The organism is Streptomyces sp. SID14478 (genome assembly GCF_010548525.1).
In the GTDB taxonomy this organism is placed as follows: Bacteria; Actinomycetota; Actinomycetes; order Streptomycetales; family Streptomycetaceae; genus Streptomyces.
The window spans coordinates 1-13854 of the sequence record NZ_JAAGMG010000602.1 but is presented as its reverse complement, the minus strand read 5'-3'; the positions used below and the strand labels follow the sequence as shown (position 1 = coordinate 13854).

At 71.8% G+C, this 13854-nt stretch carries 15 protein-coding genes; 10 read left to right on the top strand and 5 right to left on the bottom strand.

The features are described from left to right. Window positions 1-41 precede the first annotated feature (41 nt). The 4 genes from G3I40_RS19850 to G3I40_RS19835 all read left to right on the top strand — a co-directional run bounded on the left by G3I40_RS19850 (window position 42) and on the right by G3I40_RS19835 (window position 4386). Window positions 42-761 carry a GntR family transcriptional regulator gene (locus G3I40_RS19850; RefSeq protein ID WP_164303480.1) on the top strand — a complete coding sequence of 240 codons (720 nt, stop codon included), beginning with the start codon at window positions 42-44 and terminating at the stop codon, window positions 759-761. After that, the gene (locus tag G3I40_RS19845; RefSeq protein WP_164303479.1) at window positions 758-1768 is read left to right on the top strand and encodes an ADP-ribosylglycohydrolase family protein; all 1011 of its coding nucleotides are present in this window, start codon (window positions 758-760) and stop codon (window positions 1766-1768) included. Before G3I40_RS19850 ends, G3I40_RS19845 begins: the two co-directional genes overlap by 4 nt. Window positions 1769-1948: 180 nt before the next feature. Beyond that, window positions 1949-3424 (top strand): cytosine permease, encoded by a 1476-nt coding sequence (locus G3I40_RS19840; RefSeq protein WP_164303478.1) that lies wholly within the window; start codon window positions 1949-1951, stop codon window positions 3422-3424. After that, window positions 3421-4386 carry a PfkB family carbohydrate kinase gene (locus tag G3I40_RS19835; RefSeq protein ID WP_164303477.1) on the top strand — a complete coding sequence of 322 codons (966 nt, stop codon included), beginning with the start codon at window positions 3421-3423 and terminating at the stop codon, window positions 4384-4386. The genes G3I40_RS19840 and G3I40_RS19835 overlap by 4 nt, the downstream gene beginning before the upstream one ends. Window positions 4387-4520: 134 nt before the next feature. Here G3I40_RS19835 and G3I40_RS19830 read toward each other — a convergent pair whose 3' ends face one another. Genes G3I40_RS19830 through argC form a run of 5 tightly spaced genes read right to left on the bottom strand, consistent with a single transcriptional unit; the run spans window position 4521 to window position 9420 of the window. After that, window positions 4521-5102 carry an arginine repressor gene (locus G3I40_RS19830; protein WP_164303476.1) on the bottom strand — a complete coding sequence of 194 codons (582 nt, stop codon included), beginning with the start codon at window positions 5100-5102 and terminating at the stop codon, window positions 4521-4523. Window positions 5103-5118: 16 nt separating this feature from the next. Further along, window positions 5119-6318 carry an acetylornithine transaminase gene (locus G3I40_RS19825; RefSeq protein WP_164303475.1) on the bottom strand — a complete coding sequence of 400 codons (1200 nt, stop codon included), beginning with the start codon at window positions 6316-6318 and terminating at the stop codon, window positions 5119-5121. Next, a complete protein-coding gene (gene argB / locus G3I40_RS19820; protein ID WP_164303474.1) occupies window positions 6315-7247 on the bottom strand; it encodes an acetylglutamate kinase in 933 nt (310 codons plus the stop codon). Before argB ends, G3I40_RS19825 begins: the two co-directional genes overlap by 4 nt. Next, window positions 7244-8395: a bifunctional glutamate N-acetyltransferase/amino-acid acetyltransferase ArgJ gene (gene argJ / locus G3I40_RS19815; protein ID WP_164303473.1), complete on the bottom strand. Its 1152-nt coding sequence runs from the start codon at window positions 8393-8395 to the stop codon at window positions 7244-7246. Before argJ ends, argB begins: the two co-directional genes overlap by 4 nt. After that, complete coding sequence (gene argC / locus G3I40_RS19810) at window positions 8392-9420, bottom strand: N-acetyl-gamma-glutamyl-phosphate reductase (protein WP_164303472.1); 1029 nt, start codon at window positions 9418-9420, stop codon at window positions 8392-8394. The genes argJ and argC overlap by 4 nt, the downstream gene beginning before the upstream one ends. Before the next feature lie 458 nt (window positions 9421-9878). On the opposite strand from argC, the gene G3I40_RS19805 reads away from it, so the two are divergent. From G3I40_RS19805 to G3I40_RS19785, 6 genes are all read left to right on the top strand, one after another. Further along, window positions 9879-10403, top strand: a complete 525-nt coding sequence (locus G3I40_RS19805) for an ATP-binding protein (protein ID WP_164303471.1) — start codon at window positions 9879-9881, stop codon at window positions 10401-10403. Between the two features lie 136 nt (window positions 10404-10539). After that, complete coding sequence (locus G3I40_RS47215) at window positions 10540-10872, top strand: GrpB family protein (RefSeq protein WP_343244965.1); 333 nt, start codon at window positions 10540-10542, stop codon at window positions 10870-10872. Continuing rightward, window positions 10827-10991, top strand: a complete 165-nt coding sequence (locus tag G3I40_RS47210; RefSeq protein ID WP_239091834.1) for a hypothetical protein — start codon at window positions 10827-10829, stop codon at window positions 10989-10991. Before G3I40_RS47215 ends, G3I40_RS47210 begins: the two co-directional genes overlap by 46 nt. Window positions 10992-11063: 72 nt before the next feature. Next, window positions 11064-12068: an aldo/keto reductase gene (locus G3I40_RS19795; RefSeq protein WP_164303470.1), complete on the top strand. Its 1005-nt coding sequence runs from the start codon at window positions 11064-11066 to the stop codon at window positions 12066-12068. 4 nt (window positions 12069-12072) lie between these two features. Beyond that, window positions 12073-12879 (top strand): AAA family ATPase, encoded by an 807-nt coding sequence (locus G3I40_RS19790; protein WP_164303469.1) that lies wholly within the window; start codon window positions 12073-12075, stop codon window positions 12877-12879. Window positions 12880-13236: 357 nt separating this feature from the next. Continuing rightward, the gene (locus G3I40_RS19785; protein ID WP_164303468.1) at window positions 13237-13704 is read left to right on the top strand and encodes a DUF6314 family protein; all 468 of its coding nucleotides are present in this window, start codon (window positions 13237-13239) and stop codon (window positions 13702-13704) included. The last annotated feature ends 150 nt before the right edge of the window (window positions 13705-13854 follow it).

Genomic DNA, 13854 nt, shown 5'->3' with positions numbered 1-13854 from the left:
AGGTGTAGACAGGTCGGCTTCTTCGTGTCTACCGTCTAGACATGCCTGGACAGGTTCATAAGCATCACCGCGTAGCCCACGTGCTGGCCGAGGAGATCCGCACGGGCGTGCACGCCGACGGCAGCAGGCTGCCCGGTGAGCACGCTCTGCGGGAGCGCTTCGGCGTCAGCCGGACGACCGTGCGACAGGCCCTGAGCGTCCTCGGTGAGCAGGGGCTCATCGAGACCCACGCGGGCATCGGCTCGATCGTCACCTTCGACGGGACCCCGCTCGACCAGCAACTCGGCTGGACCCGGGCGCTCGCCGCGCAGGGCACCGAGCTCACGACACGCACCCTGCGGTTCGAGCGGATACGGGACGCGGCGCTCGCCGCCGAGCTCGGTCTGGACAGCGACGCGTTCATCGCTCTCGACCGTGTGCGGCGCCTGTCCGACGGGCACGGCGTCTCGCTGGAGTTCAGCCGGGTACCGGCCGTCGGCGCCCTGGCCGATCTGGCCGAGCGCGGCCTCGACGGCGACTCCCTCAGCCGCACCCTCGCCGCGGCGGGACGGATCCCCGACTCCGGCGACGCCCACATCGCCGTCGCCGGGCTCGAAGCGGCCGACGCCGCTGCCCTGCACCGCACCCCCGGCGAGTCCTTCCTCCGCGTCGCCCAGGTCTTCCGCGACGCGGACGGCGACGTGGTCGAGCAGGTCACGAGCCTGCTGGATCCGTCCCGGTTCCAACTGCACGTACGTACCGGCCGAGGAGGCCATCCGTGAGCTCCATCCCCGATTCCGCTCTCTTCGACCGTGCCGTCGGCGCCTTCTACGGGCTTGCGCTCGGTGACGCCCTCGGCATGCCGACCCAGGTCATGTCGCGCGCGGACGTCGTCCGCGTCTACGGCGCGCTGCAGGGCTTCGAGCCCGCGCGACCCGACAACCCGGTCAGTGCCGGGATGCCCGCCGGGTCCGTCACCGACGACACGGACCAGGCCGTCATCGTGGCGCGGCTGATCGTGGAGGGAGGCGGGCACGTCGACCCGCTGCGGTTCGCCGGGGAACTCCTCAGCTGGGAGCGGGAGATGAAGGCCAAGGGATCCTTCGACCTGCTCGGCCCGTCGACCAAGGCGGCGCTGGATGCGGTGGCGCAGGGCACCGATCCGAAGGAGGCAGGCAAGTACGGCACGACGAACGGCGCCGCGATGCGGGTCACGCCGGTCGGCATCGCCTTCTCCTGCGCCGCGGACATGGAGTCCTTCCTCGACCGGGTCGTCGAGTCCTGCCAGGTCACGCATGACACGACCGTCGGCATCGCGGGTGCGGCGGCCGTCGCCGCGGCCGTCTCGACCGGCGTCGCGGGCGGTTCGCTCGACGACGCCTTCGATGCCGCGATCACCGCGTCGGCGGCCGGGGCCCGGCGCGGCCACTGGATTGCGGGCGCCAGCATCTCGGCGCGGATCGGCTGGGCCCGCGAGCTGGTCGCCGGTCTCGACGAGGCCGCCGCCCTCGACCGGATCGACGCGCTCATCGGCACGAGCGTCGCCAGCCAGGAGTCCGTGCCCGCGGCGTTCGCCGTACTGGCCCTGACCGAGGGCGATCCGTGGCGCGCGGCGCTCCTCGCGGCGAACCTCGGCGGCGACAGCGACACGATCGGTGCCATCGCGGGCGCGATCGCCGGTTCCGTACGTGGTCTGGGCGCGCTGCCCGCGGACGCCGTACGCACGCTGCGCCGGGTCAACCAGCTCGAACTCGAGCCGCTGACCGCTCAATTGCTCACTCATCGCTGACATCGCTGACGTCACTGACATCGCTGGCTCCCCCGTCCTCTTCCCTCTTCACACTCGCGCGCTCGACATCTCAAAAACTCACAAATTCGCGAACTCGCGAACTCACGAACTCGCGCTTGCGCGACCCGTCGCCCAAGCCCCTCACCTCTCATACACCGCTCAGAGCAAGGAGGTTCCGCGATGGCCGCTTCAACGAAGAACGACCGCGTCGGCGCCGTGGAGACCCGAGGGATCGAACCGGTCCCCGACAGCGAGCGGCACGGCCACGCGAGCCAGATGTTCTGGACGTGGTTCGCCGCCAACATCTCGATCCTCGGGCTGCCGCTCGGTGCGACGCTGGTCGCCTTCCGCGGCCTGAACATCTGGCAGGCCGTGCTCGTCGCGGTCGTCGGCTCGGTCGGGTCGTTCGCCCTCGTCGGCGCGCTCAGCCTGGCGGGCAAGAAGGGCGGGGCGCCCGCCCTGACGTTGTCCCGCGCGGTGTTCGGGCAGCGCGGCAACCACGGGCCCACGCTGGTGACGTGGCTCAGCCGGGTCGGCTGGGAGACGATCACGACGACCACGGCGGCGTACGCGCTCCTCGCCCTCCTCAACACGCTCTTCGGGTTCGGCCGGGGCACCGTCCTCACCCTGATCTGCCTCCTCGTCTTCCTCGCCTGCACGCTGTTGATCAGCGGGCTCGGACACGCCACGATCATGTGGATCAACAAGTGGGCCACGGTCGCCTTCGGCGTCCTGAACCTCGTCGTGATGGGCTTCCTCGTCGCGACCGTCGACTGGTCGAAGGTGCTCGACACCCCGGCCGGACCGGTCAGCGGCGTCGTCGCGGGCGTCGGGTTCATCGCGGCGGGCACCGGTATCGGCTGGGCCAACGCCGGTGCGGACTACGCCCGTTACCTGCCGCGGTCGATCCCCGGCGGACGGCTCGTGCGGGCCTCCGCGTTCGGCGCGGGCATCCCGCTGGTGCTGCTGATCTCGCTCGGCTCGCTGCTCACGGCCGGCGACCCGTCGCTCGCGACGTCGTCCGACCCGGTCTCGGCGATCAACGCGATGCTGCCGTCGTGGATGGCGGTGCCGTATCTGCTCGCCGCGTTCGGCGGACTGCTGATGTCCAACCACCTGTCGACGTACTCCGCCGGACTGACGATGATCACGCTCGGGCTGCGGGTCCCGCGGGCCTGGGCGGTCTGCGTGGACGTCGCCCTGATGTTTCTCGGCGGGATCTACTTCATGCTGATCGCGGACGACTTCTACGGCCCGTTCAGTACGTTCCTCACGCTGCTCGCCGTGCCGATCTCGGCGTGGATCGGCGTGATCGTCGTCGACATGGTCCGCGGCCGGCAGTACGACCCCGAAGGTGTGATGGACACCGGCCGCACCAGCCGCTACTGGTACACCGGCGGTTTCCGGCTGCCCGCGGTCGTCGCGTGGCTGGTGGCGATCGTGGCCGGGCTGCTGTTCACCACGGCTTCCACGAGCGCGGACGACGTGTGGTTCAAGGGCCCGCTGGCCGGGTCCTGGTTCGGCGAGAACGGGCTCGGCTGGCTCGTCGCGATCGTCGTGGGCGGTGCGCTGTACGCCCTTCTCGGGCGGCGTTCGCCGGTGACGCTCGATCCCCCTGCCACTGATTCCACCGCCCTTGAGGAGGCCGCCCGATGACCACCGACTCCCGTGTCGTCCTTGCCGGGAACGTCATCGCCGACCTGGTCATCGACGTTCCCGCGCTGCCGGAACGCGGCGGCGACGTCATCGGCACCCGCACCGCGCTGTACGCGGGCGGCGGCTTCAACACACTGACGGCGGCGCGGCGGCTGGGCGCCGAGGCGGTGTACGCGGGGCTGCACGGTACCGGCCCCTACGGCGAGTTGGTGCGCTCCTCGCTCGCCGCGGAGGGTATCGGGACGCTGCTTCCGGTACGTGAGGACGGCGACACGGGGTTCTGTGTGGCGCTGGTCGACGGCGGCGGCGAGCGGACGTTCGTGACGAGTTTCGGCGTCGACGCCCGGATGACGTCTCACGAGGCGGCCTCGATCGCCGGGGCCGTGCGCGCCGGTGACCTGGTGCAGGTGTCCGGGTACGGCCTGGTCATGGAGGTGAACGGGCCGCTGCTGGCCGCCTTGGTGACGGGCCTGCCCGCCGATGTACGGGTCTGTTTCGATCCGGCGCCGCTGGTGGCGGACATCCCGGCCGGTGTCCTCGATCCGGTGCTGGCCCGCACGGACTGGCTGAGCTGCAACGCTCGCGAGGCCGGGATCATGACCGGGGTCGCCGGTCCCCGGGAGGCGGCGGCCGCGCTGCGCGGGCGGCTGCGCGACGGGGCCGGGGTGCTGGTGCGGGCCGACAAGGACGGGTGCTGGTTGGCTCCGCCCGGTAGCGGGGACGTCGTGCACGTTCCGGGGTTCGCGGTGGACGCCGTGGACAGCAATGGGGCCGGGGATGCGCATGTCGGGGCGTTCCTGGCGCTGCTGGGGCGGGGGGTGTCGGCGTTCGACGCCGCGCGGGGGGCGAATGCGGCTGCCGCGTTGGCGGTTACCCGGCGGGGGCCTGCGACGGGGCCGCGCCTGGAGGAGCTGGTGTCGTTCCTGGGGGCTGATGCCGCCCGCGAGTTGGGGCTCGGTTAGAGCGAGTCCCGCGCTGGGAGCGAGGTTACGGGGCTCTGCCCCGGACCCCGCTCCTCAATCGCCGGAGGGGCTTAATAACCAGCTGCCGGAGGGGCTTGATAACCCAGGTTCCGGCGAGGCTTGGTCTGAGGGGCTCAGTGGTCGTTCTGGGCCAGGCGGAGCATGTGTTCCGCCAAGGCCTGGCCGCCTGCCGGGTCGCGGCTGATCAGCATCAGCGTGTCGTCACCGGCGATCGTGCCGAGGATGACGTGCAGTTCGGCCTGGTCGATGGCCGAGGCGAGGAACTGGGCGGCGCCCGGCGGCGTACGGAGCACCACCAGGTTCGCCGAGGCCTCCGCGGAGATGAGCAGTTCGCCGGCGAGGCGGCGCATCCGCTCCTCCTTGGCCGATTCGCCGAGCGGGGCCTGCGGGGTGCGGAAGCCGCCTTCGCTGGGCACGGCGTAGATCAGCTCGCCGCCGGTGTTGCGGATCTTGACCGCGCCCAGCTCGTCCAGGTCGCGGGAGAGCGTGGCCTGGGTGACGTTCAGTCCGTCGTCGGCGAGCAGCTTCGCCAACTGGCTCTGCGAGCGCACCGGTTGCCGGTTGAGGATGTCCACGATCCGGCGGTGGCGCGCGGTGCGCGTCTGCGGGACGGCGGGGCCGTGGGGGTGGTGCGCGAGTGCGGCGTTCGTCGCCGCCTGCGCGTCCCGCGCGTCTCTCTCCGCTTTGCTGCTCATCGTCGTCGTCCCATCGTCAGGCTCGTGCTTCCCCGTCGGCCGTGGCGGCGTCCAGGACGGCGGGCAGCGCCGCGAGGAACGCGTCCGCCTCGGCGTCGGTCAGGTTCAGCGGGGGCATGAGCCGGACGACGTCGGGTGCGGGCGCGTTCACCAGGAGGCCCGCGTCCTGGGCCGCCTGCTGCACCTGGGGTGCGCGCGGCCCGGTGAGCACGATACCCAGCAGAAGGCCCGCGCCCCGGACATGGCTGACCAGGGGATGTCCGAGCGCGGCGATTTCGGCCGTGAGCCGCCCGCTCATCCGCTTGGTGTTCGCCAGCAATTCCTCGGCGGCGATCGTGTCGAGGACGGCGAGGCCGGCGGCGCAGGCGACGGGGTTGCCGCCGAACGTCGTGCCGTGCTGTCCGGGCTTCAGCAGCTTCGCCGTCTCGCCGAACGCGACGGTGGCGCCGAGCGGAAGTCCGCCGCCGAGGCCCTTGGCGAGCGTGACGACGTCCGGCTCGATGCCGTCCTCCGCCTGGTACGCGAACCAGTGCCCGGTCCGGCCGACGCCGGTCTGCACCTCGTCGAGGACGAGCAGGGTGCCGGTGGCACGGGTGATCTCCCGGGCCGCCTTGAGGTAGCCGTCGGGCGGTACGACCGCGCCGTTCTCACCCTGGATGGGCTCGATGATGACGAACGCCGTGTCCTCGGTGACCGCCGCCCGCAGCGCGTCCACATCTCCGTACGGGACGTGTGTGACGTCGCCGGGGAGCGGCGTGAAGCCGTCCTGCTTTCCGGGCTGGCCGGTCAGGGCGAGGGCGCCCATGGTGCGGCCGTGGAAGCCGCCGGTCGTGGCGACCATGTGGGTGCGGCCGGTCAGCCGGCCGATCTTGAAGGCGCCCTCGTTGGCCTCGGCGCCGGAGTTGCAGAAGTAGACGGCGCCGTCCCGGCCGAAGAGCTGGAGGAGGCGCTCGGCGAGCGCGACGGGCGGCTCGGCGATGAAGAGGTTCGAGACGTGGCCGAGGGAGCCGATCTGGGTGGTGACGGCCTCGACGACCGCGGGGTGGGCGTGGCCCAGCGCGTTGACCGCGATGCCGCCGACGAAGTCCAGGTACTCGGTGCCGTCGGCGTCCCAGAGCTTGGTGCCCTCGCCCTTGACGAGGGGCAGCCGCGGGGTGCCGTAGTTGTTCATGAGGGCGCCCTGCCAGCGCGTCGTCAACTCTTCGTTGCTGCTCATGAGTTGGTGTCCCCCTCCGCGTCGGGCACGACCATCGTGCCGATTCCTTCGTCCGTGAAGATCTCCAGCAGGATCGAGTGCTGGACCCGCCCGTCGATGACGCGGGCGGTGTGCACGCCGTTGCGCACGGCGTGCAGGCAGCCCTCCATCTTCGGGACCATGCCGCTCGCCAGCTCCGGGAGCAGCTTCTCGAGTTCGGTGGCGGTGAGCCGGCTGATGACCTCGTCGGAGTGAGGCCAGTCCTCGTAGAGGCCCTCGACGTCGGTCAGCACCATCAGCGTCTCGGCGTCCAGCGCAGCAGCGAGTGCCGCAGCCGCCGTATCAGCATTGACGTTGTAGACATGGTGGTCGTCCTGGGAGCGGGCGATCGAGGAGACGACCGGGATGCGGCCGTCGGCGAGCAGGGCTTCGATGGCGCCGGTGTCGATCTCGGTGATCTCGCCGACGCGGCCGATGTCGACCAACTCGCCCTCGATGCGGGGCTGGTGCTTGGTGGCGGTGATGGTGTGGGCGTCCTCGCCGGTGATGCCGACGGCGAGCGGCCCGTGCTGGTTGAGCAGGCCGACGAGTTCGCGCTGGACCTGTCCGGCGAGCACCATCCGTACGACGTCCATGGCGTCCTCGGTGGTGACGCGCAGCCCGGCCTTGAACTCGCTGACGATGCCGTGCCTGTCGAGGGCCTTGCTGATCTGCGGGCCGCCGCCGTGCACGACGACGGGCTTGAGACCGGCGTGGTGCAGGAACACGACGTCCTGCGCGAAGGCGGCCTTCAGCTCCTCGTCCACCATGGCGTTTCCGCCGAATTTGATGACGACGGTCTTGCCGTGGTGCCGGGTCAGCCAGGGCAGCGCCTCGATGAGGGTCTGGGCCTTGGGGAGCGCGGTGTGCTTGCGTGCGGCGGGCTGGCCGCTCTCTTTCGTCTCGCTCATGAGGAGTACGCGCTGTTCTCGTGGACGTAGTCGGCGGTCAGGTCGTTGGTCCAGATCGTGGCGGTCTCGGCGCCCGCGGCGAGGTCCGCGGTGATGACGACCTCGCGGTACCGCATGTCGACCTGGTCGCGGTCCTCGCCGACGCCACCGTTCTTGCAGACCCAGACGCCGTTGATCGCGACGTTCAGTCGGTCGGGCTCGAAGGCGGCCGACGTCGTGCCGATGGCGGACAGCACCCGGCCCCAGTTGGGGTCCTCGCCGTGGAGGGCGCACTTGAGGAGGTTGTTGCGTGCGATGGAGCGGCCCACCTCGACGGCGTCGGCCTCGCTCGCCGCGTTGACCACGTCGATCTTGATGTCCTTGCTGGCGCCCTCGGCGTCACCGATGAGCTGCCGCCCGAGGTCGTCGCAGACGGTCCGTACCGCGTGTGCGAACGCGGCCTGCTCCGGGGTGACCTGCGAGGCACCGGAGGCGAGCAGCAGCACGGTGTCGTTGGTCGACATGCAGCCGTCGGAGTCGACGCGGTCGAAGGTGACGCGGGTGGCGTCGCGCAGAGCCTTGTCGAGGACTTCGCTGTCGAGGTCGGCGTCGGTGGTGAGGACGACGAGCATGGTGGCGAGCCCGGGGGCGAGCATGCCCGCGCCCTTGGCCATGCCGCCGACGGTCCAGCCGTCGCCCTCGTACACGGCGGTCTTGTGCACGCTGTCGGTGGTCTTGATGGCGATGGCGGCCTTCTCGCCGCCGTGCTCGGAGAGCCGGCCGGCCGCGGTCTCCACGCCCGGGAGCAGCTTGTCCATGGGGAGCAGGACCCCGATGAGGCCGGTGGACGCGACGGCGACCTCCCCGGCGTTCAGGTCGAGGACGTCCGCGGCCTTCTCGGCCGTGGCGTGCGTGTCCTGGAAGCCCTTCGGTCCCGTACAGGCGTTGGCGCCACCGGAGTTGAGGACGACGGCGGAGACGAGGCCGCCCTTGAGGACCTGCTCGGACCAGAGCACCGGGGCGGCCTTGACGCGGTTCGAGGTGAAGACGCCCGCGGCGGCCAGGCGGGGGCCTCGGTTGACCACGAGGGCCAGGTCCGGGTTCCCGCTCTCCTTGATTCCGGCGGCGATGCCCGCGGCCTCGAATCCCTTGGCTGCCGTCACACTCACGGCGCGACTCCGATCGTGGTGAGCCCCGTGGTCTCGTCGAGCCCCAGGGCGATGTTCATGGATTGCAGGGCGCCGCCGGCGGTGCCCTTGGTGAGGTTGTCGATGGCGCTGATGACGAGGACGCGGCCGGCTGCTTCGTCGTACGCGACCTGGATCTGCACCGCGTTGGACCCGTACACGGCGGCCGTGGCGGGCCACTGCCCCTCGGGCAGCAGGTGCACGAACGGCTCGTCGGCGTAGGCCTTCTCGTACGCGGCCCGGACGGTCCCGGCGGTGACGCCGTCCTTGGCCTTGGCGCTGCAGGTGGCGAGGATGCCGCGCGGCATGGGGGCGAGGGTGGGCGTGAAGGAGACGGTGACACGCTCCCCGGCGGCCGCGCTGAGGTTCTGGATCATCTCGGGGGTGTGCCGGTGACCGCCGCCCACGCCATAGGGCGACATGCTTCCCATGACCTCGCTGCCGAGCAGGTGCGGCTTGGCCGCCTTGCCCGCGCCGGAGGTGCCGGACGCGGCGACGATCACGGCCTCGCTCTCCACGAGCCCCGCCTCGTACGCCGGGAAGAGTGCGAGCGAGACGGCCGTCGGGTAGCAGCCGGGCACCGCGATGCGTTTGGTCCCCGCCAGGGCGGCGCGGCCGGCCGGCAGTTCGGGGAGCCCGTAGGGCCAGGTGCCTGCGTGCGGGCTGCCGTAGAACTTCTCCCAGTCGGCGGCGTCCTTCAGCCGGAAGTCGGCGCCCATGTCGACGACGAGCACGTCCGGGCCGAGCTGCTCGGCGACGGCGGCGGACTGCCCGTGGGGCAGCGCGAGGAAGACGACGTCGTGCCCCGCGAGCACCTCGGGGGTGGTCTCCTGGAGGACTCGGTCGGCGAGCGGGAAGAGGTGGGGCTGGAGGGCACCGAGGCGCTGTCCCGCGTTCGCATTGCCCGTCAGGGCGCCGATCTCCACCTCGGGGTGAGCGAGCAGCAGACGCAGGACTTCCCCGCCCGCGTATCCACTCGCTCCCGCCACTGCTGCGCGTACCGCCATGGAACCCTCCTCTTGGATGGCATGACTATACGTCGAGCTGCACGTTTATGCAATCGAGTGATCCAGGTCGCCATGGGCCGCGCCGGACAGAGAGCCGGGGCGCGGGCCGCATGCTGCGTGCGCGGGACTGCCGGGCAGGGCGCTCTCGACCCGCGGGACGGGCATGAAGCGACCTCGACCCACGGGGCCGCTGCTCGACGGCTCCGCGCGGAGTCGTCGTGCGCCGCGACGCGCGAGCCGCGCTCAGTACGGTCGGTCCAGGCCGGACGCGTCGAGCACGAAGCGGTAGCGACGTCGCCCCGCCGGACTCCGACGACCTGCACGAGCAGCGCCGCCCCCTGCTTCGCGAGAGCGTGCGCCGCGCGACGGCCGGCGACGAATACTGACCCCCGGCCCCACAGGGGCCGCACCCACGAACCCCGGGCGCCTCCGATCCGTGCGCACTACCATCGAGGCCCATGATCGTATGGCTCAACGGCACTCACGGTGCGGGCAAGACGACGACCGGCGCGCTCCTCCAGCAACTGTTGCCGGATTCACGGGTGTTCGACGCCGAGAAGGTCGGTGAGGCACTCATGGACATCACGCCGACGCTGTCACCGACGGACAACTTCCAGCACTGGCCGCCGTGGCGGCCGCTCGTGGTGGAGACCGCCCGGCGCGTTCTCGACTACACCGGCGGCACGCTCGTGATGCCCATGACGGTCCTGGTCCAGGAGTACTGGCACGAGATCAGCACCGGCCTCGCCTCGCACGGCATTGCGGTACGGCACTTCGTCCTGCACGCCGACCAGGACACCCTGCGCGGCCGCATCGCGGGGGACATGGTCGTCGGCCCCGACTCCCCGTTCCGCCTCCAGTACCTGGAGCCCTACGCCGAGGCGGCCCGTACCTGGCTGCACGACGAGGCCGAGGTCGTCGACACCACGCACCTCACACCCGCCGAGGCCGCCCTGCGGATCGCCGAGTCGGTGAAGGGCTGACGCCCTTCCCGGACGAGTCCCCCATGGAGCGCGTCGTGGACCATCAGCCGGGCTGGGCACGGGAGTTCGAGGAGCTGGCAGACGTGCTGCGCTCGGCGACGCGGCGCTCGCCGTCGAGCACGTCGGGTCGACGTCCGTGCCCGGGCTGCCGGCCAAGGACGTCATCGACATTCAGGTGCGGGTGGTCTCCGTCACGGGCGAGGAGGCGCAGACGGCACGGCTGGCGGCGCTGATGGCGAGGATCGGGTTCCGGCTGCGGCCCGAGCCGTGGAGTCGGCAGGAGCTGCCGCGCGGGGCCACCACCCGCAAGCTGGTGTTCGCCCCGCATGTCGGGGCCCGGCCCTGCAACGTGCATCTCCGGCAGGACGGCGGACCGGGCGCCCGCTACGCGCTGCTGTTCCGGTCCGGGACTGTCTGCGGGCGGTGCCCGAAGCGCGGGACGCGTGGGGCACGTTCAAGCGGCGCCTGAACGAGGAGGTCACCGACCTGGCGGCGTTCGGACAGATCAAGGCGCCCGCGACGGACGTCCCGATGGGGACGGCGGAGCTGTGGGGCGACGCGCACGGCTGGGCCCCTCCCCCGGCTTGACCTGGAGTGCGCTCCACCTCGTAGCGTCGGGGAGCGCAGTTGTCCATCCCGCACCAGCCAGGAGGCACGCCCATGACGGAATCCACGACCGACCTTCCCACCCGCCGCCTCGGCGCGCTCACCGTCTCCGCCCAGGGTCTGGGCTGCATGGGCATGAGCCACGGCTACGGCTCGTCCGACGACAGCCAGTCGATCGCGACGATCCACCGCGCGCTCGACCTGGGCGTCACGCTCCTCGACACCTCCGACTTCTACGGCGCCGGGCACAACGAGGAGCTGATCGGCCGGGCCCTCGCCTCCCCCGCACGGCGTGAACAGGCCGTTCTCGCAACGAAGTTCGGCTTCGCGAACGCGCTGGGCGAGCCGATCGAGATCCGCGGCGACGCGGCGTACGTACGTCAGGCCTGCGAGGCCTCGCTGCGCCGGCTCGGCGTCGACCACATCGACCTCTACTACGTGCACCGGGTGGACCCGGACGTCCCGATCGAGGAGACCGTGGGCGCGCTCGCCGAGCTCGTGGAGGAGGGCAAGGTCCGCCACGTCGGCCTGTCGGAGGCGGGCCCGGACACCCTGCGGCGCGCGTACGCCGTGCATCCGATCGCGGCGCTGCAGAGCGAGTACTCCCTGTGGACGCGGGACGTCGAGGCCGAAGTGCTGCCGATGTGCCGGGAGTTGGGCATCGGGCTCGTGCCGTTCTCACCGCTGGGGCGCGGCTTCCTCACCGGCCGGGTCACCTCGACGGAGAACCTGGAGGACGGGGACATGCGGCGCCGGCAGCCGCGGTTCACCGACGGCAACCTGGAGCGCAACCTCGCCATCGTCGCCCGCCTGGAGGAGCTCGCCGCGCGCAAGGGCGTCACCGCGGGGCAGCTGGCGCTCGCCTGGGTGCAGCACCAGGGTGGCGACGTGGTGCCGATCCCGGGCACGCGCCGGCAGAAGTACCTGGAGGAGAACGTCGCGGCCGCCACGCTCGAGCTGTCCGCCGACGACCTCGCGGCGATCGACGCGGCGGCGCCCGCGGGTTCGGTGTCGGGCGACCGCTACGACGCGGGCAGCATGAAGTTCGTGAACGGCTAGCCGGATGGCGGACGTCGTGGTGTGGCTGGGCGGTCCGCCCGGCGTCGGGAAGTCGACCGTCGCCGAGCGGCTGGCCCGGCGCCACGGTCTGCGCCGCTATCACGCGGACACCCGCACCTGGGCGCATCGCGACCGGGCGCTCGCCGCGGGGCATCCGGCGGCGGTCCGCTTCGAGGCGCTGTCCCCGGCGGAGCGCTGGGCCGCACCCGTGCCCGACCTGCTCGCCATGTCCCTGCACCATGAGCGCGGGAGGATGGCCACCGACGACGTACGCGCACTGCCGCCTGCCCCGCTGGCGGTGGCCGAGGGCACGGTGATCACGCCGGCGGCCGTGCGGACCCTGCCGGGCAGGGCCGCGCTGTGGCTGCTGCCCACCCCGGAACTCCTCGAAAAACGGCTGGTGGAAAGGGAGTTGGAGGCGGGGCCGCTGGCCCTCTACCGGCGTATCGCCGACGTCATCGAGGAAGAGGTACGGGCCTCCGGCGCTCCTTTCCTGACCGTGGACACCGATACCGCCACGAACCTCACGGAAGCGGTCGAGGCGCGGTGGGCGGACGTGCTCGCCGCCGCGCCCGGCGCCGTCGACCGCCGGGAGCGTCGCGCGCTGCTCCGCGAGGCCAATCTGGCCGTCGTCGCGCAGTACACGAGGTACTTCGCCCGCCCGTGGTCGAGGGGGGACGCGGCCGCGGCGAAGGCCGCGTTCTCCTGCGAGTGCGGGGACACCGGTTGCGCCGGGCACGTCACCCTTGCGGTCACGGAACTCCCGCCGACTCCCCTGCTGGCGCCGGGGCACGCCGTGCTCCCGGGCTAGCCCTTCTTGATCCGCAGGAGCATCACCGAGGTCGTAGGAGGGCCACCGAGGTCGCGGGAGGGTCACCGAGACCGGCGGGCCCGTGCGCGTGAGGGGTGCCTGCACCCCCGCCGTACATCGAGGTCACCGGCTTCACGGCCATCCACGTCTCGCCACTCTCCGCCGCCGGGCCCGCGGCCAGGGCCCGTCACGGCCGCGGACCTCACGACCTCACGACCTCGGCACCAGCGAGATGCCCCTGCCTCCCACCCCGTCCCGTTCGACATGCCGTACGGGGTTCTAAAATGTGAACGGCAAGATGGGAAGTGGCGGTATGCGCGTCACCGGTTCGCGCAGAGGTGTACGGGAGTGGTGTGCGTGACGAGTGAACTCCGGCCGGTCTCCGACACGTTGGCGTATCTCGGGGGGACCTGGGGCGTCGAGCGGACCGTGCGGGACCTCACCGACGACGTGACGGGCACCTTCACCGGCACCACGGAGTTCACCCCGGACGACGGCGGCCTGCTGCACTTCGAGTCGGGGGCGTTCCTGTGGCGCGGGACGGCCCGCCCCGCCGAGCGGACCCTGCGCTATCTGCCGGGCGAGATCCCCGGCACGGCCGTCGTCCACTTCGCGGACGGCCGCTTCTTCCACGACCTCGACCTGCGCACCGGGCACCACGTGGCGGACCACCCGTGCTCGGCGGACCTCTACCGCGGCGAGTTCACGGTGTCCGGCGCCGACCACTGGCGCACCGTCTGGCGCGTCAAGGGGCCCGCGAAGGACCTGGTCCTCACGACGGACTACCACCGGGCCGGGAGCTCCGGCGGCCCGGGTGCCCGATGACCACGGCCGTCGCCGTCGCCGTCGGGCGCACGCGATGTTCGCGCACGGCGGCGCCTTCAGGGCGTGACCGACGGCGGCCCTGACCGCGTCGCCGGCGGGTCATGCCTCCGCCCGGTCCCAGGCGGCTTCGAGGCGGCGCACCCCTTCCGC

What these genes read in the sequence shown, in the direction of transcription:
- G3I40_RS19790 (WP_164303469.1), top strand. Translation starts at nt 12,073, where the DNA reads ATGGCGGACGTCGTGGTGTGGCTGGGCGGTCCGCCCGGCGTCGGGAAG.
- G3I40_RS19830 (WP_164303476.1), bottom strand. Translation starts at nt 5,102, where the DNA reads ATGAGCAGCAAAGCGGAGAGAGACGCGCGGGACGCGCAGGCGGCGACG.
- G3I40_RS19795 (WP_164303470.1), top strand. Translation starts at nt 11,064, where the DNA reads ATGACGGAATCCACGACCGACCTTCCCACCCGCCGCCTCGGCGCGCTC.
- G3I40_RS19850 (WP_164303480.1), top strand. Translation starts at nt 42, where the DNA reads ATGCCTGGACAGGTTCATAAGCATCACCGCGTAGCCCACGTGCTGGCC.
- G3I40_RS19835 (WP_164303477.1), top strand. Translation starts at nt 3,421, where the DNA reads ATGACCACCGACTCCCGTGTCGTCCTTGCCGGGAACGTCATCGCCGAC.
- G3I40_RS19825 (WP_164303475.1), bottom strand. Translation starts at nt 6,318, where the DNA reads ATGAGCAGCAACGAAGAGTTGACGACGCGCTGGCAGGGCGCCCTCATG.
- argC (WP_164303472.1), bottom strand. Translation starts at nt 9,420, where the DNA reads ATGGCGGTACGCGCAGCAGTGGCGGGAGCGAGTGGATACGCGGGCGGG.
- argB (WP_164303474.1), bottom strand. Translation starts at nt 7,247, where the DNA reads ATGAGCGAGACGAAAGAGAGCGGCCAGCCCGCCGCACGCAAGCACACC.
- G3I40_RS19840 (WP_164303478.1), top strand. Translation starts at nt 1,949, where the DNA reads ATGGCCGCTTCAACGAAGAACGACCGCGTCGGCGCCGTGGAGACCCGA.
- G3I40_RS19805 (WP_164303471.1), top strand. Translation starts at nt 9,879, where the DNA reads ATGATCGTATGGCTCAACGGCACTCACGGTGCGGGCAAGACGACGACC.